The sequence below is a fragment of the Streptomyces sp. NRRL F-5135 genome (assembly GCF_000719775.1).
In the GTDB taxonomy this organism is placed as follows: Bacteria; Actinomycetota; Actinomycetes; order Streptomycetales; family Streptomycetaceae; genus Streptomyces; species Streptomyces hebeiensis.
Genome location: NZ_JOHR01000003.1, coordinates 16,660 through 37,820 on the forward strand (window position 1 = coordinate 16,660; position 21,161 = coordinate 37,820).

Here is a 21,161-nt window from a genome sequence, read left to right on the forward strand (position 1 = left end):
GGTGGCCTTCGTCCTGAGGCGCCTGCTGCGGCTCGCGTATTCGGTGGTCGCCCTGGTGACTGTTGTCTTCCTGATGATCCGTCTGATCCCGGGAGACCCGGTACGCAATGCTCTCGGAACCCACGCGACCGCGGCGGTCGTGGAGGCGCGACGCGAGAGCCTGGGACTGAACGACCCGCTGTGGAAGCAGTACCTCGATTTCTGGAAGGGTCTGTTCACAGGGGATCTCGGAGACTCCTTCGCTCTGCATTTGCCGGTGACAACGATCATCGAGCAGCGCCTGCCGGCGACTCTGGAGCTGGCGTTCCTGTCGCTGGCCGTGGTGCTCCTGCTGTCGGTCCCGATCGGCATTGTCGTCGCCGCGTTTACCCGAGGTGGCCGCAGGCCGACTGTTGACTTGGCTTACACCTCCGTGAGCGGCCTGTTCGCGGTCGTCCCCGAGTTCCTCATGGGAGTTGCTCTGGTGTATCTCTTCGCCGTACGGAGCCACGTGCTGCCGGTGGCCGGCCGTCTCGGTCCGAGCTCGTACGTGCTGCCCGTCCTGGCACTGTCGATCGGAGTTGCCGCGGGCGTCTCGCGGATCGTCCGTGTTGAGGCGCTGACCGTGTTCGAGCAGGACTACATCCGGACAGCGCGGGCCAAGCGCATGCCGAGGTGGCGTCTGTACTTCCGCCACGCTCTGCCGAACCTGGTCACCTCCTCGCTGACCGTTGCCGGAATCGTGCTCGGCTCACTGGTAGCGGGCACGGTGCTGATCGAAACCATCTTTTCCTGGCCCGGACTGGGGCTCACGATCGTGGACGCGGTACGGAGCAAAGACTTCCCGCTCGCACAGGGAATCGTCCTCGTCTACGGCCTGATCGTGCTCGTCTCCAATCTCCTGGTCGACATCGTCCTGGTCTGCCTTGACCCGCGTTCAGCACTGAAGGAGACGTGATGGCGTTGACAACACTGTCTTCCCCCGACTCCGCGCTGACGGAAGAGGGTGGCGTGGCCGTGGCGAGCGAGCAGACGCGCGTGGCGGCCTCAGCGCGGCGCAGGTTCGTGGCCGTACTGCGTTCTCCCATCGGCATCTGTGCCGTGGCCGCCCTGATCGTGGTCGCGTTCTTCGCGGTATTCGGCCCGGTGCTGTGGGGCGATGTTGCGCGACAGGCCGATCTGACCCAACTGTCCGCGAAACCCAGCGCACATCACCTCCTTGGTACCGACGCGGGTGGGCGGGACGTTCTCGCGCGGGTGCTGACCGCGACCCGGCTCTCGATCGTTACCGCCGTCCTGGCGGCCGCGCTCGGCGTATCCGTCGGTGTGGTGATCGGTCTGCTACCGACAATCGCGCCTCGCCGCCTGGGCCGGCTGATCAACAGCGCCCTCGGAGTCGCGCTCGCGTTTCCAGCTCTCCTGCTTGCCATCGTCGTGTCGATCACCCTTGGTGTCGGCTCGGTGAGTGTCACGCTCGCGATCGGTTTGGCCATGGCGCCGTCCTTCGCCCGGCTGGCGCAAACCCTCGGTGCGTCGGTGACCGGGCGCGACTTCGTGGCCGCTGCTCGCATCCTCGGCGTCAGCCGACCGCGGATCCTGGTGCGGCATGTCCTTCCGAACGTGCGGGATCCACTCATCGTCAATGCCAGCATCGGCGCCGGTACTGCGCTGGTCGCGGCGACCGGGCTGTCATTCCTGGGCCTCGGTGTGCAGGCGCCGGAGTACGACTGGGGTCGCATGCTCAACGAGAGCGTGGGGTCGATCTACGTGAACCCCGCTCCAGCTCTCGGTCTGGGCGCGGCGATCGTGTTCGCCGGCGTGACGTTCGCGCTTGTCGGTGAGGTGCTCGCCCGGGCATTCGGGCTCCACCGGCCCTCCCGCCGGCGCCGGCGGCAGGCCACTCACTCGGCGGCAGCCTCACCTGTCCTGCACGTCGCAGACACCCCCGTCCTCAGCGTGCGAGACCTCCGGGTGGAGGCGCCACAGGAGCGCGGCTGGGCAACGCCGGTTCGTGGCGTCAGCTTCGACATCGGCCGGGGCGAGATCGTAGGCATCGTCGGGGAATCAGGCTCCGGCAAATCGCTGACCTGCATGGCGGTCGCGTCACTCCTGGAAGAACCACTCCATGTCGCTGCCTCATCGATCCGCTTCGAAGAGACGGAACTGGTCGTCGAGGGCAAGCTGCCGGGAGGACAGCGTTCCAAGGCGCTGGCCCACCAGCTCGGTACGCGACTGGCCTTCGTCTTCCAAGACCCCTCGACCTCGCTCAACCCTGCCCTTCGTGTCGGTACGCAGGTCGCGGAGGTTGGTCTTCTGCATGGCGGCCTGAAGCGGCGCGAGGCATTTCACCGCGCAGTCGACCGGCTTGCCGCGGTTCGGCTGTCCGACCCGGCTCGTCGTGCCCGCCAGTATCCCCATGAGCTCTCGGGTGGCATGCGGCAGCGGGCGATGATCGCGATGGGGCTGATGGTCGAACCGGCGCTGATGATCGCTGACGAGCCGACGACAGCCCTCGACGTCACCGTCCAGCGGGAAGTCCTGGCGCTCTTGCGGAAGGTGAACCGTGAACATGGGACAGCGGTTATGTTCGTTTCCCACGACATTTCGCTGGTCTCGTCGTTCTGCACACGAGTCCTGGTCATGTACCGGGGTGCCATCGTGGAGAGCCTGAGCACCGAGGATCTCGCGGCTGGACGCGCGGAGCATCCCTACACCCGGGCACTGGTGGCGGCGGTACCGCACATGGACGCCGTCCCGGGCACCGAGTTCGCCACGATCACCGAGGACACCGAGTTCCCCCTCGACGCCGTGCGGGAGGAGCCGGTATGAGCGATCTGGTCTTCGAGAACGTCGGAATCAGGTACGGCAGTGGGCGCTCCGCCCACGAGGTGGTCCGTGGCGTGAGCTTCACTGTGCCGAGCGGCCGGACCGTCGGGCTGGTGGGGGAGTCCGGTTCGGGCAAGTCCACTCTGGCTCGTGCCGTCGTCGGTCTGCACGAGCCTTGCACAGGCCGCATCCTCGTTGACGGCACCGATGTCGTCGGTGCCCGGGGAAGTGCCGCGTCCGTTCGCCGTACTGTGCAGATGATCTTCCAGGACGCGAACTCCTGCCTGAATCCAAGGATGTCCATCGGAGCCTCGATCGAGGAGGCGCTCGCTGTGCGTGGAAGATCCGCTCGGCGCGATCGCGCCCAGCGGCGCAGCGAGGTACGCGCCCTGCTGGAGATGGTCGAGCTCGACCCGGCCCGTGCCGGCGATCTGCCGATGCAGTTGTCGGGCGGGCAACGTCAGCGCGTCGCGATCGCGCGGGCGCTCGCCGCCGAGCCGCGGATCCTGCTCGCTGACGAGATCACGTCGGCGCTGGATGTCTCGGTGCAGGGGACCGTGCTGAATCTTCTGATGCGTGTCCAGCAGCGCCTCGATCTGACGGTTCTCTTCATCAGCCACAACCTCGCTGTGGTCAGACAGCTGTGCGAGGACGTCGCAGTCCTGAAGGACGGCGAGCTCGTCGAGGCCGGACCGGCCACGGAGGTCATCGACCGTCCCAAACACCCCTATACCCATGAGCTGGTCGATGCCGTTCCCAGGATCGGTACTCCGCTCTTCGGCGAAGGAGCCGCAGTATGAACTCTCGCCCGTTCGGTCTCGACGACATCCGCCGGGTCGTCACCGTCCCCGAGACTGCGATCACGGCGGATGGCGGAACAGTTGTCTTCACACGGCGTCAGGCCGCCGGGCAGACCTCGCTGTGGACAGTTTCCAGCGGCTCGCAGCCACAGCAGTTGACTCAGGGGCCGACCGATCGGGCACCTCGTATCGTCCCAGCCGGGATCCTGTTCCTGCGCGATGTCGAGGGAGTCCCGCAGTTGCATCTCCTGCCGCACACGGGTGAGCCGACACAGCTGACCGAGCTGCCACTCGGAGCGGGTACAGCGGTCCTCAGCGGAGACCGCCGCCGGGTCGCGTTTGCCGCACCCGTGGACCGCGCGCCCGGTGGCGCCGCTGCGCCGATTGTCGTCGACACCCTGGAGCAGAAAGCTGACGGGATCGGCTGGATCGGCAGCATCCGGCGGCAGCTCTTCGTGATGGACCTGGACTCCGGACAGGTACGACAAGTCACCGAGGGCGACTACGACGCCGGCGGACCGGTCTGGTCGCCCGACGGCAACCGCCTGGCATTCACCGCCTCCGTGGCCCATCGCGCGGACGTCGAGCTCGAACGCCGCGTCTACACAGTCGAGGTCGACGACCCGCTCGCTCCGTTGCAGGAGATCGGACAGGCCATGGGGGTGACAGGTCCGGTCATGTGGGATCGCGACGGCGCCTCGCTCGTCGCCGTCGGATCATCCACGATGGTGACTGGCCATGCCCACCTCCTCCGGCTGTACGACGATGGCCGGCCCGACACCGCCATCACAGCTGCATTGGACCGCAATGTGATGCCAGGCGCGACAGGCTATCCAGGCGGCCATCCGGCGTACAGCCACGACGGCAGCGAGATCATCTTCTGTCTGCGTGATCGTGGCTGGACCCATCTGTACGGGATCGGCCCGTACGGCGGAGACGCCCGGCCGATCGCCGCGGAGCCGCAGCGCGTCGTCTCCGCGCTCTCGGTGGCCGCCGAGGCACCCCGCGCCGCGGTCGTCCTGACCACGCCCGAGTCGTTCGCCGAAGTCGCGATCGTCGACCTCGCCGGCGGCGAGGTCGAGATCCTGACTTCACTGATGGACGACAGCCTGCCCGAGGTGGAGCTCTGTCGACCGGAGCCGCGAGAGTTCACGATCAGCGACGGCACCGTCGTCCACGGCTGGTTGCTGTCGGCATCGAACACCACCGGGACGGCCCCGCTCCTGCTCGACATCCATGGCGGGCCGCACAACGCATGGGCGGGTGTGGCCGACGACATCCACCTGTACCAACAGTTGCTCGCAGCGCGCGGATGGCGTGTCCTGACGCTGAATCCGCGCGGATCCGACGGCTACGGCGCGAAGTTCTATCGAGCTGTCGACGGCGGTTGGGGACAAGTCGACGTACCGGACTTCCTCGAGCCGATCGATCAGTTGATCGCTGAGGGACTCGTCGACCCGGATCGACTCGCCGTCACCGGTTACAGCTATGGCGGCCTGGCCACCTGCGCCCTCACCGCCCACACAGACCGGTTCGCGGCCGCAGTGGCAGGAGGCCTGCTCTGTGACTTCGCCTCCATCGCAGGCCAGCGACTGCTGCCGGAGGGCTTCTTCGCCACGGCGACCGCAGGCCTCACGCCGACCGACGTGGTTGCGCTCGCTGAATCATCGCCGATCGCACGCGTTGCGCAGGTGAAGACACCCACGCTGGTGCTGCACGGCGCAAACGACGACACCTGCCCGGTCGGACAAGCACAGCAGTGGTTCTCGGCTTTGCGCATTCAGGGTGTACCCACCCGTCTGGTGGCCTATCCAGGAGGCAGCCACCTCTTCATCGCCGACGGTGAGGTCGATCACCGCATCGACTATCACGCCCGAGTCGTGGAATGGGTCGAGCTCTACGCTCGCGCCGCCGTACGGCCCGGGGCGCTGTCGCCGGCCACACGTGGAGAGGCCTACTGGCGCCGCCGTCTGGACTTCCTCCGGGAACGGCACGGAGTCGTCGGGGCACAACTCGGCATCGTGCAGCTCGATCACGACGGAACGGTCTTCGACCGTCTAACGGTCAGCTCCGGGGTACTGGACATCTCGACGCGGGAACCCGTCATCGACGATGCCGTCTTCCAGATCGGGTCGATCACGAAGGTCTGGACGACGATGCTCATCCTGCAACTCGTCGACGAGGGCCTGCTCGAGCTCGACGCTCCGGTGCGCAGCATCCTGCCGGACTTCAGACTGGCCGACGACGAGTCACCGTCGGTGACGGTACGGGCGCTGCTCAACCACACCAGCGGCATCGACGGGGACGTCTTCACCGACACCGGCACGGGAGACGACTGCGTCGCACGGTACGTGGAGGACCTCGCCGGCGTCTCGCACATCCACTCTCCCGGAGAACGGTTCTCCTACTGCAATGCCGGCTTCGTCATCGCGGGCCGCATCGTCGAGGTACTCCGCCACATGACGTGGGACGAGGCGCTGCTTCACTATCTGATCAAGCCCATGGGTCTGCGGCACACCATCACCCGCAGCGAGGAAGCACCAAGGTTCGCCACGGCGACCGGCCACACCGGATTCGGCGACGCGTCGGTCCCGGTGCCCCAGTGGTCGATCACCAGGTCCATGGGACCCGCGGGCCTGATCGTGGCCAGCGTCGGCGATCTGCTGACCTTCGCCGAACTGTCGCTTCGCGGAGGAGTGACCCGGGAAGGCGTCCGTCTGCTGTCAGCCGCCAGCGCTCGGCTGATGACGATCGAGCATGTCGATCTGAGGCAGAGCGTCGTCACCGCCCAAGGGTGGGGACTCGGATGGTTCCTCGAGGACTGGCAGGGAACCTTCGTGTACGGCCATAACGGCGGCACGATCGGCCAGCGTTCGTACCTGCGATTGATCCCCGGCACGAACTACGCGGTGGCTTTGCTCACCACAGGCGGTCAACCAGATGGGCTCTTCTACGAGCTGTTCGCAGACATCACGTCGTCAATCGACGGCAGCGTGCCCACGATTCGAGTCCGGGCCGACAGGACGCGTCCGCCCGAACCACTGAAGGGTGCCTTTGAGTGCGCGGGCTATCGTGCGGAGGTGGCCCCCGACGCCGACGGCCTCAAACTGACGTTGTGGAACCGGATGGGAGTCCTGCTCGACGGCTCGACAGCACAGCCCGAGGTCGTGGCACTGCATGCATCGAACATCCCGGGCGTGTACGCCTATACCACCGCTGAACTCGCGGGGTGGGAGCAGTTCCGGCCCGTTGCCGGCGGCGCCTACAACGGAAACCGCTTCCTGCGTCAGGTGTGCTCATGACGACCGGGGCGCCGAGCTCGACGCCGCTGGCAGCCTCGATGGAGTTGCGGCCGCTTCACGGCGTGGAGGAGATGGCTGCCGCCTCCGAACTCTTGGCGCAGATCTGGAAGGTCCAGCCCGCCCAGTCGCATCTCAGCCCCGAGCTCCTCACGGCGTTCGCCCACGCAGGCAACTACGTCGCCGGTGGATTCAGCGGCCACGAGCTAATGGCGGTCTGCGTCGGGTTCTTCCACCCGCCCCGCGCCACCGCCTTGCACTCCCACATCGCCGGCGTACGACCGGACGCAGCAGGCACGGGATGGGGCAGCGCCCTCAAATACCACCAGCGCGACTGGTGCCTGGAGCGCGGTGTCACCCGGGTGACGTGGACGTACGACCCGCTGGTCGCGCGTAACGCGTACTTCAACATTCACAAGCTCGGCTGCGATGTCGAGGTCTACCTTCCCGACTTCTACGGATCCATGAGCGACGGCGTCAACTACGGCCAGCACAGCGATCGGCTCATGGTGGCCTGGCGTCTCGAGCAGAGCCAGACGCAACGAACTGACGAGCGTCAAGGTCCTGCCGTGCTGAGGTCCGTCGGCGGACGACCTCAGCTCGACCTGAACCAGGCCGCATCTGTCAGCAGATGCACGCTCGAGATCCCCCCGGACATCGAGGCACTGCGGCGACGGCAACCCGAGGCGGCCATCGATTGGCGGCTCGCATTGCGACGGGCGCTCGATGTGCTGCTGCAAGAAGGCTGGGTCGTCGTCGACTTCGATCGCCAGGGTCACTACTGCCTCGCAAGGAGTATCTGAGAATGCACATCGAGCGCGTCGAACTCATCACGGTCCGGATGCCGCTGATCCACCCGTTCACCACGTCGTTCTCCACTCAGACCGAGCGTCGTCCACTCCTGATCCGTGTCACGGCCTCAGGCCAGAGTGGGACTGTCACGGGGTGGGGCGAGTGCGTTGCCCTTGCCGAGCCCTTCTACTCGCCGGAGTACCTCGAGGGAGCACGTGAGATCCTGCGGCGCTTTCTCGTGCCCGCGCTGTTCGACTGGCAGGCCGCGGGTCGTCCCGTGGCAGCGTCGACGGTCGGGTCGGCAATCGAGCACGTGGTCGGGCACCGAATGGCCAAGGGCGCACTGGAAATGGCGATCTTGGACGCCGAGCTGCGGCTGCAGAACAGATCGTTCGCAGCGCACCTCGGTGTGACCCGTGCCTCGGTGCCGTCGGGGGTCAGCGTTGGCATCGAGAAGTCGATTCCCGACCTGCTGGCGCAAGTCGGCGACTTCGTCGCCCAGGGCTATGTTCGCATCAAACTCAAGATCAAGCCCGGGTGGGACCTCGAGCCGGTCAAGGCAGTACGTGAGCGGTTCGGAGACATCGCGCTGCAGGTCGACGCGAACACCGCATACCGACTCTCCGATGCCCATCTGCTGCGCAGACTCGACCCCTTCGATCTCCTGTTGATCGAACAGCCGCTCGGCGAGGAGGATCTTCGACAGCACGCGCAACTCGCGCGCCTGGTGAGCACGCCGATCTGCCTGGACGAGTCGATTGTCAGCGCGCAGTCCGCTGCTGACGCGATCGCGTTGGGAGCGGCAAGCGTCATCAACATCAAACCCGGGAGGGTGGGCGGCTACCTCGAGGCAGCACGTATCCATGACCTCGCGCTGGCGCACGGCGTCGCGGTCTGGTGCGGCGGCATGCTCGAGACCGGCATCGGCCGGGCCGCCAACGCGGCGCTCGCGGGCCTCCCGGGCTTCATCTTGCCCGGCGACATCTCGGGCTCGGATCGGTTCTACGCCCACGACATCACCGAGCCGATCGTCATGAAGGACGGCGAGGTGGCGATCCCCAGCGAGCCAGGGTTCGGTGTCGAGCCCCTTCCCGCGGCACTGAGCGACATGACCGTTCACACGCTCGACCTCACTCCCTGACACCGCCCACAGGCGAGACGTAGCAACGACACCGAGGACCAGGACAGATGGGACCGGCAGAGCAGATGGGTACAGAAGGCAACCACCGCAACTACGACACCATCGTGGTCGGGGCAGGTTCGTCGGGATCGGCCCTCGCGGCGCGTCTCGCCGACAGAGGGCAGCAAGTGCTGTTGCTCGAGGCGGGTCGTGACTACATGGCCTCCCAGCTCCCGGACGCGTGGCGCTCGCCGAACCCTGTGAACGCGATCATGGACTCCAGCTACCAGACGTTCTTGTGGGAGGGCCACCTGGCCACCAGGACCGAGGCCCAGGAGCCCTACCTGTACTGGCGCGGCAAAGGGATGGGCGGAAGCTCGACAGTGAACGGGCAGATCGCGATCCGCCCACCCATCGAGGACTTCGACGAGTGGGCCGCCGTCGGATGCACCGGATGGTCTTCGGGCGAGGTGATGGCGGACTTCGTCACCCTGGAATTCGACGATTCTTTCGGCGAGGAGCACTACCACGGCATGACCGGCCCGATCCCGGTCTACCGGGCCCCGGTCGAGGAGTGGGGGGCGGTCGACAAGGCGCTGCGGGAGGCGGCGCTCGCAACTGGCTTTCCCTGGGCACCTGACGTCAACGCGCCCGGCGCGACGGGCGTCTCGCCCTACCCGATCAACTCGACCAACAAGCAACGGGTCTCGTGCCACGACGCCTACCTGGAGCCACGTCGAGAGCACCCCGGTCTCACGATCCAAGGCGACAGCCTGGTCGACGTGGTGCTCTTCGACCGCGACCGAGCCATCGGCGTGCGACTGGCCGACGACCGGGTGTACCACGCAGACCACGTCGTGCTGAGCGCAGGCGCCACGGCGTCGCCCTCGATCCTGATGCGCTCGGGCATCGGACCCGCCGATGACCTACGGCGGCTGGGCATCGAGGTTCGTGGCGACCTGCCGGTGGGACACGGGCTGCAGGACCATCCGATGGCGCTGATCGGCATCCCGCTCACCGAGGCGGCCTCGGCCGGCCCGGCCGATCGGCACACCAACTGCTGCGTGCGCTACAGCAGCGGCACCGTGCCGGGCGGCAACGACATGATGATGGTCGCCCTGAACCAGAACGCGCTCGCGATGGCGTCAGGCGACGTGCGCGCCGGCGCGGGCGCCGTCGGAGTGTTCGTCAACCGGACCTACTCACGAGGAACACTGCAACTCCACAGCGCCGACCCTGGCGTGCAGCCCCGCGTGGCGTTGAACATGTTGTCCGACGAGCGCGACACCGATCGCCTCGAGGCGGGCATCAGGCTCCTCAGCGAACTGGTGTCCCACCCTGGGTTCACGCAGATCGCCGACGGCGACCTCTGGCGGATCAACGGGCCCTTGCGTGAGGCACTGGACACGCCTGCGCGGTTGCGTGACTATCTGGGCGCGCACGTCGTCGACACACAGCATGCGACGAGCACCTGCCGGATGGGAGACCCGGAGGCGCCGGAGACGGTCGTCGACCCGGCGTGCACTGTTCTCGGATTCCGGGGCCTGCGCGTTGTCGACGCCTCGATCTTCCCCTCCGTCCCGCGCGCCAACACCCACCTTGCCTGCGTGATGCTCGGCGAGCACGTGGCACGCGAGGCTCCCCCGAAAACGACCACGATCCGGAAAGACGCGAGCACATGAAGCGCCTGCGCAACATCATCGACGGCATCCCCGTCGAAGCCACTGACTCGCAGCGGCGTGACGTCGTCAACCCGGCCACCGAACAAGTCGTCGCCCCAGATCCCGGTCGGGTCGGCCGCCGACGCGGCCGCGGCGGTGAACTCGGCGCGCCTCGCGCACCCCGGGTGGGCCAGGCTCGACCTCCCAGACCGCCTGGACCACCCGAGCCGGATCGCCGACAACGTCGAACGGTATGTGCGCGAGCTGGCAGAACTGGAAAACGAGGAGATGGGCAAGCCCATCCCGCTCGCCGAGCAGTTCATCGCGGGCGGGATCGCCGCGCTCCGGCACAGCATCGAGCGGGCCCGTTCCTATCCGTTCATCGCCGACGTCACCGCCCCAGGTGAGTCCGGACGGACCATCGTCGTCCGCGAACCCCATCTTGGCCTGGAAGAGACCTTGATCCGGCTCGTGCCCTGGCGCTTGTGTTGGCACTGTGATCATGAGCCAGCGGTGTCGGCGAGCCGGGCGCGCAGGAAGGCGGCAAGGGTGTCCGCGGAGTGATCGTCGAGATTCGTGAGGACGACGATGGTCGTCCCGGTCGCCGGGTCATAGCCGGCGAACGACTGGAAGCCAGGCAGTTCGCCGTTGTGGCCCCACATTCCGTCGAAGTTCGCGATTCCGAGGCCGTAGCCCAGAGTGGTCTCGGGCACCGGGTGGGTGCTCATGCGTTCTCGGTGGGTCTGCTCCTGGAGCAGGTCGCCGCGCGCCGAGGCCTCGACGAGCAGTCGCACGTCGCCCGCAGTGGACACGGCGTTGCCGGCGGTCCAGGCCCAGGATGGGTTGATGCGCGTCGCGTCGGCGAGCTCGTCGGCCTGGCGGTGGTAGCCGCGCAGCCGTGGGTCCGGCAGCGTCGATGAGCCGTGGGTGAGCGGGGGAAGCTCGGTTGCGTGCATGCCGAGGGGGTCGAAGACCAGTCGACGTGCGACGTCCTCGACCCGGGCATTGCTCAGGTGCTCGATCAGCATCCCCAGCACGATGTAGCCGGCGTTGCAGTAGGCCCACGACGTGCCGGGGGCGAACTCCTGCGAGCCTGAGAAGGCCACCTCGAGCAACTCGGAGGGAGTCCAGAGTCGGTCCGGGGCGACGAGCAAGCCTTCCACGAACTCCTCTGAGGTGTAGTCGGGCAGACCCGAAGTCATGTTGAGGAGGCGGCGAACGGTGACTCCTCGAGGGACCTGCAGGTCGGACAGCTCTGGCAGATGCTCGTGGATCTCGTCGTCCAAGCACAGGTCTCCGGCATCCACCAGCCTCAGGATGATGAGGGCAACGATCATCTTCGTGACGCTGCCCACCCGCATTCTTGTATCGGCGGCGAGTGGCTCGCCGGTGGCCAGATCGCGGACGCCGAGCGCCCGCGTGCAGATGCCTCGCGACGGGCCACTGACGTGCACGACGGCACCGGGGATTCCCAATCGCTGGCGCTCTGCGTCCAGGGTCTCGATCAGTCCCCGATCACTTAGGGCCGCATCTGTCGTCGGCGACAGAGCTGACTCGGGTGCACTCTCAACCATGGGCAGTCCTCGTTCATTCTCTAGGTGCGGCAGCGTGATGACGAATCTCGCATGATGCGTCCTCATCCTGGCCCGCACATGGTGCTGACGTCTGGAAGTAGCGGTTGTATCTCGTGCGTTTGACCGAAGGGGCGGAGCAGAGATCTCACTAGGTTCGAGAGGCATGCCGTGAGGCCCAGAGAGAAGGGCACCGGCCAAGTTTGGAGGGAGAGTGGCCGTGTCGGACAGCGGGAACGAAGGACTCGGGGCGGCGCAGGGGGAGACCGCCGACACGGGAATCATCGGACCGCCCAGCGCGACGCAGCAGCTCCCGCGTTTCGCCGGTCCTTCCACGTTCGCACGCCTGCCGCGGCTCGAGGAGGTCTCGCGGGCTGACGTGGCGATCTTCGGGGTGCCCTTCGATTCCGGAACCACCTATCGTCCAGGTGCGCGCTTTGGCCCGGAGGCGATTCGCGCTGGATCAAAGCTGTTGCGGCCCTACCATCTCGGGCTCGAGATCGAGCCGTGGTCGACCTTGCAGGTCGCTGATGCCGGAGATGTCGGCGCGACCCCTTTCGACATTCCCGAGGCGGTGCGGCAGATCGAGGCTGCCGCTCAGCGGCTGTACTCCCGTGCTGACCGGATCATCACTCTGGGCGGTGACCACACCGTCGCGCTTCCGATGCTGCGGGCCGCCCATCGACACCATGGTCCTGTGGCATTGATCCACTTTGACGCCCACCTCGACACCTGGGACAACATGTTCGGTGCGCCGCTGACGCACGGCACTCCGTTCCGACGCGCCGCCGAGGAGGGTCTGGTGGCCGTGAACCACTGTGCCCACGTGGGCATTCGGCACACGACCCCGGCCGCCAAGGACCTGGAGGATGACAAAGAGCTGGGGTTCGCGACGATCTCTACGCTCGACGTCGCGCGGCGCGGCATCGAGCACGCTGCCGACCGCCTCCGAGCGAGAGTGGCGGACAAGCCCGTCTACATCAGCATCGACATCGACGTACTTGACCCCGCATACGCACCTGCGACCGGCACGCCCGAGCCCGGAGGGCTGAGTACCCGGGAACTGCAGATGCTGCTGCACTCTCTTGCAGACCTCGAGATCGTCGGCGCCGACGTCGTCGAGGTCTCGCCGGCCTACGACCACGCCCAGATCACCGCACTGGCCGCCGCCGGCCTCACTTTCGACCTCCTCGCCATGGTTGCCCGCGGGAAGTAGCAGCACCACGCCCCCAAGTCCGGGCCGCGCTTCTCCTCGCCGTACCAGAATCCGAGGCATCAGTGGCGGGGTTGCTGGAAGCGACCAGACACCTCGATCCCCTGTCAGTTACCTGTCCAGTTGCCACATCATGAGATCGTTGTCCTGGGGTGCTGCAGTTCAACGGGTAGAAATCGTGGGGGCTGTTGAGCAGCGACTATGTGAACCGGCTCCAACTTGATCAAGCTTCTGACCTGGTGTGCGTTAGTTGTAATGAGAGGTGTTGCAACTTCGCGGGTAAGTCCTTTGAGGCGGGGGGAGTTGTAGGCGCGGATGATTGATGTGCCCATGACGGATGGGGGGGTGTGGTGGTGTGATGCCGGTGCTGGAGGCCCATCTCCATGGGCCTCCAGCACCGGCATCAAGGGTCTGTGCTCATGCGGTTTCTACACACTTCGGACTGGCATCTGGGCCGCCGGTTCCACACTGAAGACCTGTTTCCCGCCCAGGGAGCCTTCCTCGACCACTTGGTCGCCACCGTCCGAACCGACGACGTCGACGCGATCCTCGTGGCAGGGGACAGCTACGACCGGGCCATCCCCGGCCTGGACGCCGTGCGCCTGTTCAACCGCGCCCTGCACCAGCTCGCCGACCTCGGCATGCCTGTCATCATGATCAGCGGTAACCACGACTCCGCCCACCGCCTCGGCGTCGGATCCGGCCTCAGCTTGGCGTTTAACCTCGCTGGGCTTGGTGTTCCTTGATCGATTCGGCGCGTTTGACGGTCTTGCCGACGTCGTAGTGTCTGGCCCGTTGCTTGTTCTCGAGCCGGGTGGGTGTCCGGGGCCTGGTCGGGACGGTTTCGGTGCGCTTGCCGGGTGGGCTGGAGGCTGTCGCACGGACGTTGCGAAACCCCCGGCGGACTCGGGCGGGGGTGAGGCGGCGGGCTTCCGCTGGCCGTTCCCAGGGCCGGCGGAGGTCCTCGGCGAGGGACCGGGCGAGGCGGAGTTGGGTGTGGGCGGTGATGATCAGCCAGGTCCACAGGTCGGCCGTGCCGGGATTCCTGGACCTTCGGGGCGGTCCAGCCCAGGGTCTGTTTCGTCAGCCGGAAGGTGTGCTCCAGGTCGAAGCGGCGGAGGAAGGACTGCCACCAGCGGTCCACGTCCGCCGGTGCGGCGGCGGTGGCCGAGCACCAGAGCCAGGCCGGTTTCGGGTCACGGTCACCGGGCAGGCGCTCGACCTTCAGGTGGATCAACGTGCCGTGAAGGATGGGGAGTTCTTCCTTGGTGTGGTTCAGTCAGGGGCCGCGGTGGGTGAGCCGGGGGTGCATCCGGTCCCAGGCCGTCGCGGTGGCCGTGCCGTAGCGGGCGGTGTCCGTGTCGGTCGTGACGTCGGGCTCGTGCCAGCTGTCGGGCTTCTTGAACGTGAGGACGCCGCCATGCCGGCGGGGGCGCCCGCCCCGGGGACCTGACCGGGCGGGGCCGGGGTCGCGGAGCATGACCCGGTCCGAGCGCAGACGCCCGACCAGCACGGCGGGCAGGTCGGCGAGGGCGTGGGTCAGGTAGGCGACGTCGTAGCCGGAGTCCATCACGATCAGGATGTCCGGATCGCCCGGCTCCCAGTGACCTGCGCTCGTCAACCGCTCGACGATCTAGCGGAGTTGAGCGGAAGTGACGGTGATCGCGTCGTCGGCCGGGCCCAGACGGACCGCGTCCAGGAGAGCGACCCAGGAAGTGCGGCCGGACTCCAGGGCCGCGACGAAGGAGTAGGGCCAGCCGGGCACCAGCTGGTCAGAGCTGCGGTCACCGCGTCCATAAACATGGCAGAACAGCCGGTCACCGCTGGTGGGAGCGTCGGGTCGCAGCCAGTGCGACACGTCCACGGCGAGCACGATCCGCCCGTCGGCCGCCTTCGGCAGCGGCAGACCCGCCAGCGCGCGGCGCAACCGTGTCGGCTTCAGCCGGCCACGGTCCAGGGCCGCGTACAGCGCACCGTGCCCGCGCCGGTGCTCGACCGCCAAGGAGAGCTCGACCAGGGTTTTCACCGGCCCGTCCACGCACAGCATCGCGTCGGTGAGCTCGAAGAGCGCGTCCGCGCGGCTGTACAGGCAGTCGTAGAACTCGACACGAAAGTGGGACAGGACGCCCAGTGCGGCGTCGGCGGTACCTGCAGGAGCCTGGTCACGAGTCTGTCGCCCGGCGCGGCCAGCGGCAGCGAACTCGCTACCTGGATTCGAGGCCACTGGCGCATCGAGAACCAGCTGCACCACGTCCGCGACCGCGCCTTCCACGAGGACGCCTCGCACACCCGCACAGGCAACCTGCCCCGCGTCATGGCCGGCCTGCGCAACCTCGCCATCGGCATCCACCGCCAGGACCAGCGGAGCGTTTGGTCAGGGCCTTGTGATTCCGGAGCGTCGACGCTGTTGGTGACACGCGGGTGACAGGCGTGACCGATGTGGACCCCCGTCGGCTTGAACCGGCGGGGGTCTCCGCGTACGGGGATGGGCCCGGTTGAGCGGCGGTCGACGGGGTTTGCTCTGCCCCGGATAGCTGTTCTGGGCTGCGAACAAGGGTTCTGATCGTGAGGTACTCTGTCGCGCTTCCGGCGCCCCGATCTGTCGACAGCAACACGACCCAGCTCTCACTGGACGGGATTAAGGTGCGATGGCACGGCCTCGCGTCCGCCCAGATGGGCAGGGCACCGGCGGACCGGTAGGCGAGCCAAAATCCCCGGCCGGGACTCGAAATTGTGTTCGGTAATGGTCGCAAGGGCGAGGAACGGGAACGATCCAGAATCCGGATGTATCCCGTCTCCGGCGGTGACCGCGTGCCGGGCGCGGGCCAGGGCTGCGACGTTGCCCCGGTAGAACGCGAACCCGGCCCGGTCGGTGTCGCTCAGCTCGTAGCGCGGCCGCGCGGCCGGCGCGGCGGGCTTCGGCGGCGCGAGCCACCGCCACACCGTCCGCTCCGAGACCTCCAGCGCGTCCGCGACCGTACGGACGTGCGCGGCCGTCAGCGCCGCGTCCTCTCGTAGCCGGGACAGCCGTTCGACGGCCGCCCGGCGCTTCTCCGCCGACACCCTCCAGGCCGTGACAGCTCAATTACCCTGCTTCTAAGGCAATCTGATGGAGCAATAGGAAGGCCATGGCGTGTACCTGAGTGTCCCGTTCGAAGACGGTGAGGTCTTCGTCGTCGAGCTGTCCGACGAGCAGGGTTCCGGGGTGATCCGGGCAAGTCGCGGTGACGAGCTCTTCGAGACGTCCGCCGACACGTTCGAGTCGGGCATGGCCCGGGTGCAGCGGGTGGCCGCGACCATGCTGGAGCGTCTGGCTGATCTGCCACGCAGCCCCGATCACGTCCGTGCGGAGTTCGGACTGCGGGTGACAGCGGAAGCCGGCTTGGTGGTGGCGAAGGGCTCCGGGGACGCTCACATTAAGCTGGAACTGGAGTGGAGCCGCCCCGAGGGCGGCAGGTGACGTCGGCGGGCGAGCCGGACTCCGCGTGGGAGCGCGGGACGGCCCGGGTACTGCACGACGGCCGTCCGGTCGGGGTGGCGTTCCTGATCCCCGACCAGCTGCTGCTCACGTGCGCCCACGTCGTCGCCTCCACCGCAGGCCTCCCGGAGGACGAACCCCTTCCGGATTCCCTGCCGGTCACCCTCGACTTCCCGCTGCTTCCCGGGTGTCCCAGGGCCACGGCCTCCGTGCACTTCAGCGTGCCCGTGGCCGGTGACAGCAGCGGCGACGTAGCAGTCCTGCAGCTGAGCGACGAGCCCCCGCCGGGTGCTGCGCCCCTGCGCATCGTGGAGGCGGAGGACCTGGCCGGGCATCGCTGGCGGGCCTTCGGCTTCCCGAAGTACTCGGGACGAGGCGGCAGCAAGGACGCTGGCATCTGGACGCGCGGCATCATCGAGGGCCGCGAGGGCACCGGGTGGTGGCAGCTGACCTGCGACGAGGACGTACCGTTCCCGCTGGCAGGCGGCTTCAGCGGGGCTCCGGTGTGGGACGAGGCGTACCGCGGGGTCATCGGTGTCGTTGTCGCCGTCGAGGGGGACCAGCGGCGCCGGACCGGCTACGCCCTCACCGTGGAGTCCCTCACCCGGGAGTGGCCCCAGCTGCGCAGAAGGCTGCTGGCCGACAGCCCGTACCGCGAACTGCTGTCGTTCACCGAGCACGACCGGGCTGTCTTCCACGGCCGTACGAACGAGACGCAGCAGCTGGTCGAGCTCCTCGAGCAGCGGGTACCGGTCCTGCCCGTGCTCGGGCCCTCGGGAGTCGGCAAGTCCTCATTGGTCGCCGCCGGCCTACTCGCGCACCTCGACCGCGACCGGTATGTGATCGCACGCCTGCCCCACGGGCTGCGCCTCACGGCCGAGGAGTTGCTGGCCTGGGCCCTGGCCTCGGCGGGAAACGCGGACATCATGCAGACGGACTGGCACGACCGGTGGTCGGCGCTGGTCCGGCAGCTCACCGACGAGCAGGGCATCCGCACCGCAGTGGAGCAGACACTGGCCCGCCACGGCAGACGGACCCGGCTGGTGCTGGTGGCCGACCAGTTCGAAACGCTCCTCGCGGAGTCGCCCGACACCGCCCGCCGGCTGGACGCCATGCTCGGGGTTCTGACAGCCCGCCGGACAGACGGCAGCCGCCCCGCCCAGGCGGTGGTCGTCGCCCGGATCGACTTTCTCCCGCAGATCGAGCAACTCCCTCATATCCGTACGGCATGGGAAGCCGCGTCCGTGGTGGTACAGCCGATGACGCGGACGCAGCTGCGCGAGGCGATCACCCGCCCGCTGACAGGGCACGCGGGGGTCCGCTTCGCCGACGGCCTGGTCGAGCAGATTCTGCGGGACACCCCGCCAGGCCCGGCCGCGCTGCCCATGCTCGAGTACGCCCTGAGCCGACTGTGGGAGCGACAGGAACGCGGATGGCTGACCAGCACCGCGTACCAGGAGCTCGGCGGCGTGGAGGGAGCCCTGGCGGAAGACGCGAAGCACCGGCTTTGGGAATGGGCGGACGAGACCGAGCGTCAGGCACTGGAACGGATCTTCATCCAGCTCGTACGTCCCGGCGAGCAGTTGGACGCCGGGGAGCGTGGCCCGGACACGCGCCGGGTCGCCACCCGCACCCAGTTCTCCGCAGCTGACTGGGAGTTGATCCACCGGCTGGCCAGCACACGCCTGGTCGTCGTGACGCGCCGCCCGACAGAGCAGGACACCGCTGAACTCGCGCACCAGGCCCTGGTGGAGAAGTGGCCGCAGCTGCAACGCTGGGTCGAGGAGAACCGCGAGTTCCGCAGCTGGCAGGAAGGGCTGCGCCGTTCCCTGCGGGCCTGGCAGGAACAGGGGCACCCGCCCGCACTGGCCCTCACCAGGGAACAGGTCACGGAGTCACGGCGCTGGATCCGCGATCGGGTTACCGAAGTACCCACCGAAGAGACCGACTTCGTCGAGGCCAGTGACCAGGTCCAGCAGAGTCGCGCCCGTCGGCGCCGCCTGGTCCTCGCGGGTTTCACTGTGCTCACCGTACTCGCCCTCGTCGCGGTCGGCCTAGCCGCCCGCAGCGCCCGCGACAGCAGCGAGCAGCGCGCCCTGGCCGCCACCCGCAGCCTGACCGAGCAGAGCCGGCAGTACGCCAGCGCCGACCCGGCCCTGGCGGCCCGCCTTGCCCTGGCGGCGCATCGTATCTCTCCGACGCCGCAGACCCGCGCGCAGCTCCTGGCCACGGTGTCCTCACCTCTACGAGCCACGCTCACCCGGCACGCCAAAGACGTGAGATCGGTCGCCTTCAGCCCCGACGGAAGGACTCTCGCGAGCAGCGGAAGCGACGGCACGGCACGACTGTGGGACGTGGCCGGGCGTCGGCAACTGGCATCCCTCGACGGGCACAGCAGCCAAGTGCTCACGGTGGCGTTCAGTCCCGACGGTAAGACGCTGGTCACCAGCCACAGCGGCTTGATCGCACGGGTGTGGGACCTCCGCACGCACCAGCAGATCGCCGTCCTGACCGGCGTCGGGGATCCGGCGGTCTTCAGCCCGGACGGAGACACGATCGCGACCGGCGGGAACAAGGGCAGGGTCCAGCTCTGGGACGCGCGTGCTTATCAGAAGACCGGCGAGCTCCGGGTCCACCGCAGCGACGAGGGCGTCTGGCCCCACCGTCTCGCCTTCAGCCCGGACGGCCGGACGCTCGCCGTGGCCGTCACCGGTCACCGGGCCAGCGACAGCGACAAGTCCTCGGTGCAGCTCTGGGACGTCCGGGGGAAACACCGCACGGCCACGCTCACGGGCCACACGGGCTGGGTGCATTCGCTGGCGTTCAGCCCCGACGGCGAAACGCTGGCCACGGGGGCGAGCGACTCCACGGTGCTTCTCTGGGACGTGCGCAGGTACCGCTGGCTGGCCAGGCTCACCGGGCACAGCGGCACCGTATTCGCCCTGGCCTTCAGCCCGGACGGCCAGACCCTGGCGAGCGGAAGTCAGGACCGTTCCGTATGGCTGTGGGACATTCCGGCGCGGAAAGCCGTCACCAGGCTGACCGGCCATACCGGCTTTGTGAACGCACTCGCGTTCAGCTCGGACGGCGCGATGCTGGCCAGCGGGTCCGAGGACGGCACTGTCCGGCTGTGGGACATGCGGGTGGGGCGGCCACGGGCCACGATCGCCGGATCGAACCGTTCACAACCCAAGACCATCGTTGCGAGACCCCAGGCGGCATACAGCCCGGACGGGAAAGTGCTGGCGGTCAGCGACGACACCGGGGTCGTACGTCTGTACGACGCCCGCACGCAGCGCACACGGGCCCGACTGACCGGACACAGCGGCATGGTGAGCTCGGTGAAGTTCAGCCCGGACGGCAGGTACGTCGCCGCGAGCAGCCACGACAGTGCGGCGGTGATGCTGTGGGACGCACGCACCCACCGTCGCGCCGCCATCCTCGAAGGCCACCTCAGGCCCGTGCAGTCCCTTCGCTTCAGCCCGGACGGCCGGACCCTCGCCACCAGCAGTTACATCGACAGGACGACCCGCCTGTGGAGCGTGAGCACCCACAGACAGCTGGTGTCCATCAAAGCTGGGGCGAGAACGTCCTTCAGCCCGAACGGCAAAACCCTGGTGACCGGCGACTACCTGTCCTCGTCCGTGCACCTGCTGGACGTCCGGACTCACCGGCGCCTCGGCACCCTGGACGCGGTCAACAAAAGTCTCCACTCCGTCATCTTCAGCCCGGACGGCAAAACCCTGGCCATGGCGAACGGAGACGGCAAGCTCAGGCTGTGGGACGTAAGCCGCCGCCGCCTCACCGCGACGATCCTGGGTCACGCCGACATGGCGCAGGCGGTGGCCTTCACCCCCGACGGGAAAACCCTCGTCAGCAGCGGCCAGGACGGCACGGTGAAACTCTGGGACGCACGCGCCCACCGTCGCCTCGCCACCTTCACAGGCCACACCGCCACTGTCGGATCGGTCGTCGTCAGCAGGGACGGAAAGACCCTCGTGACGACCAGCGAAGACCGCACCATACGCCTCTGGGACCTCGAGACCCACCAGCAGGTGGCCCTGTACACCGGCCACACCGGCGTTGTGGACTCCGCTCTCTTCTCCCCGGACGGGAACACACTCGTCACCAGCAGCTCTGACCTGACCGTACGGCTGTGGGACGCCCGCCCCTTCCACGATTCCTCCGCTCTCACCGACCAGGCGTGCACGATCGCGGGCCGCTCTCTGACGGAACAGGAATGGCACCGCTACGTCCCTGACGGAGTTCCGTATCAGCGGATCTGTCCCTGACCGGGGCTGTCCTCGGATAAGAAGTCCGACTGGCGCACGTCCGTTGGCCATTCCCATTCCAACGGACGCCTCTCGGTGCCTGGCCGTCGGACTCTTCCACACTCGATCGAGGTCCGTCCCTGGCTGCTGG

Annotated in this window: 13 protein-coding genes and 2 pseudogenes; 12 read left to right on the top strand and 3 right to left on the bottom strand. The window is 67.7% G+C overall.

Annotated features, from left to right (window positions below; all coding sequences use genetic code 11):
* The first annotated feature begins 1 nt into the window (after position 1).
* Genes IG02_RS0105455 through IG02_RS0105490 form a run of 8 tightly spaced genes read left to right on the top strand, consistent with a single transcriptional unit; the run spans position 2 to position 11,041 of the window.
* On the top strand, positions 2–937 hold the full coding sequence (locus tag IG02_RS0105455) for an ABC transporter permease (RefSeq protein ID WP_234314612.1): 936 nt from the start codon (positions 2–4) through the stop codon (positions 935–937).
* Positions 937–2,808 (top strand): dipeptide/oligopeptide/nickel ABC transporter permease/ATP-binding protein, encoded by a 1,872-nt coding sequence (locus tag IG02_RS0105460; protein WP_051764493.1) that lies wholly within the window; start codon positions 937–939, stop codon positions 2,806–2,808. The genes IG02_RS0105455 and IG02_RS0105460 overlap by 1 nt, the downstream gene beginning before the upstream one ends.
* A complete protein-coding gene (locus IG02_RS0105465) occupies positions 2,805–3,605 on the top strand; it encodes an ABC transporter ATP-binding protein (RefSeq protein WP_030742490.1) in 801 nt (266 codons plus the stop codon). The genes IG02_RS0105460 and IG02_RS0105465 overlap by 4 nt, the downstream gene beginning before the upstream one ends.
* Complete coding sequence (locus IG02_RS0105470) at positions 3,602–6,907, top strand: serine hydrolase (protein ID WP_030742492.1); 3,306 nt, start codon at positions 3,602–3,604, stop codon at positions 6,905–6,907. The genes IG02_RS0105465 and IG02_RS0105470 overlap by 4 nt, the downstream gene beginning before the upstream one ends.
* Positions 6,904–7,707, top strand: a complete 804-nt coding sequence (locus tag IG02_RS0105475) for a hypothetical protein (protein ID WP_030742494.1) — start codon at positions 6,904–6,906, stop codon at positions 7,705–7,707. The genes IG02_RS0105470 and IG02_RS0105475 overlap by 4 nt, the downstream gene beginning before the upstream one ends.
* Positions 7,708–7,709: 2 nt before the next feature.
* The gene (gene menC, locus IG02_RS0105480; RefSeq protein WP_030742496.1) at positions 7,710–8,837 is read left to right on the top strand and encodes an o-succinylbenzoate synthase; all 1,128 of its coding nucleotides are present in this window, start codon (positions 7,710–7,712) and stop codon (positions 8,835–8,837) included.
* A 47-nt stretch (positions 8,838–8,884) separates the two neighbouring features.
* Entirely contained in the window at positions 8,885–10,498 is a 1,614-nt protein-coding gene (locus IG02_RS0105485) for a GMC family oxidoreductase (protein ID WP_234314613.1), read from the top strand.
* 57 nt (positions 10,499–10,555) lie between these two features.
* A complete protein-coding gene (locus IG02_RS0105490; RefSeq protein WP_030742498.1) occupies positions 10,556–11,041 on the top strand; it encodes an aldehyde dehydrogenase family protein in 486 nt (161 codons plus the stop codon).
* Here the strand turns inward: IG02_RS0105490 and IG02_RS38755 are convergent.
* On the bottom strand, positions 10,978–12,051 hold the full coding sequence (locus IG02_RS38755) for a serine hydrolase domain-containing protein (RefSeq protein WP_158712237.1): 1,074 nt from the start codon (positions 12,049–12,051) through the stop codon (positions 10,978–10,980). The two genes, IG02_RS0105490 and IG02_RS38755, sit on opposite strands and share 64 nt — an antisense overlap.
* A 217-nt stretch (positions 12,052–12,268) precedes the next feature.
* On the opposite strand from IG02_RS38755, the gene speB reads away from it, so the two are divergent.
* Positions 12,269–13,264, top strand: coding sequence for an agmatinase (gene speB, locus IG02_RS0105500; protein WP_078854227.1), 996 nt, complete (start codon positions 12,269–12,271; stop codon positions 13,262–13,264).
* Between the two features lie 416 nt (positions 13,265–13,680).
* Positions 13,681–13,968, top strand: a pseudogene (locus tag IG02_RS0105505) (metallophosphoesterase family protein); the annotation flags it as partial.
* Positions 13,969–13,978: 10 nt separating this feature from the next.
* Here IG02_RS0105505 and IG02_RS35935 read toward each other — a convergent pair.
* Positions 13,979–15,392, bottom strand: a pseudogene (locus IG02_RS35935) (NF041680 family putative transposase).
* 494 nt (positions 15,393–15,886) lie between these two features.
* Entirely contained in the window at positions 15,887–16,324 is a 438-nt protein-coding gene (locus IG02_RS42535; protein ID WP_030742502.1) for a hypothetical protein, read from the bottom strand.
* Between the two features lie 70 nt (positions 16,325–16,394).
* On the opposite strand from IG02_RS42535, the gene IG02_RS0105520 reads away from it, so the two are divergent.
* Together IG02_RS0105520 and IG02_RS0105525 are read left to right on the top strand one after the other, a co-directional pair.
* Positions 16,395–16,721 carry a CU044_2847 family protein gene (locus IG02_RS0105520; protein WP_030742505.1) on the top strand — a complete coding sequence of 109 codons (327 nt, stop codon included), beginning with the start codon at positions 16,395–16,397 and terminating at the stop codon, positions 16,719–16,721.
* Positions 16,694–21,031, top strand: coding sequence for a trypsin-like peptidase domain-containing protein (locus tag IG02_RS0105525; protein ID WP_030742507.1), 4,338 nt, complete (start codon positions 16,694–16,696; stop codon positions 21,029–21,031). Before IG02_RS0105520 ends, IG02_RS0105525 begins: the two co-directional genes overlap by 28 nt.
* Positions 21,032–21,161 lie beyond the last annotated feature (130 nt).

What these genes read in the sequence shown, in the direction of transcription:
- IG02_RS0105460 (WP_051764493.1), top strand. Translation starts at nt 937, where the DNA reads ATGGCGTTGACAACACTGTCTTCCCCCGACTCCGCGCTGACGGAAGAG.
- IG02_RS0105465 (WP_030742490.1), top strand. Translation starts at nt 2,805, where the DNA reads ATGAGCGATCTGGTCTTCGAGAACGTCGGAATCAGGTACGGCAGTGGG.
- IG02_RS0105470 (WP_030742492.1), top strand. Translation starts at nt 3,602, where the DNA reads ATGAACTCTCGCCCGTTCGGTCTCGACGACATCCGCCGGGTCGTCACC.
- IG02_RS0105475 (WP_030742494.1), top strand. Translation starts at nt 6,904, where the DNA reads ATGACGACCGGGGCGCCGAGCTCGACGCCGCTGGCAGCCTCGATGGAG.
- menC (WP_030742496.1), top strand. Translation starts at nt 7,710, where the DNA reads ATGCACATCGAGCGCGTCGAACTCATCACGGTCCGGATGCCGCTGATC.
- IG02_RS0105485 (WP_234314613.1), top strand. Translation starts at nt 8,885, where the DNA reads ATGGGACCGGCAGAGCAGATGGGTACAGAAGGCAACCACCGCAACTAC.
- IG02_RS38755 (WP_158712237.1), bottom strand. Translation starts at nt 12,051, where the DNA reads ATGGTTGAGAGTGCACCCGAGTCAGCTCTGTCGCCGACGACAGATGCG.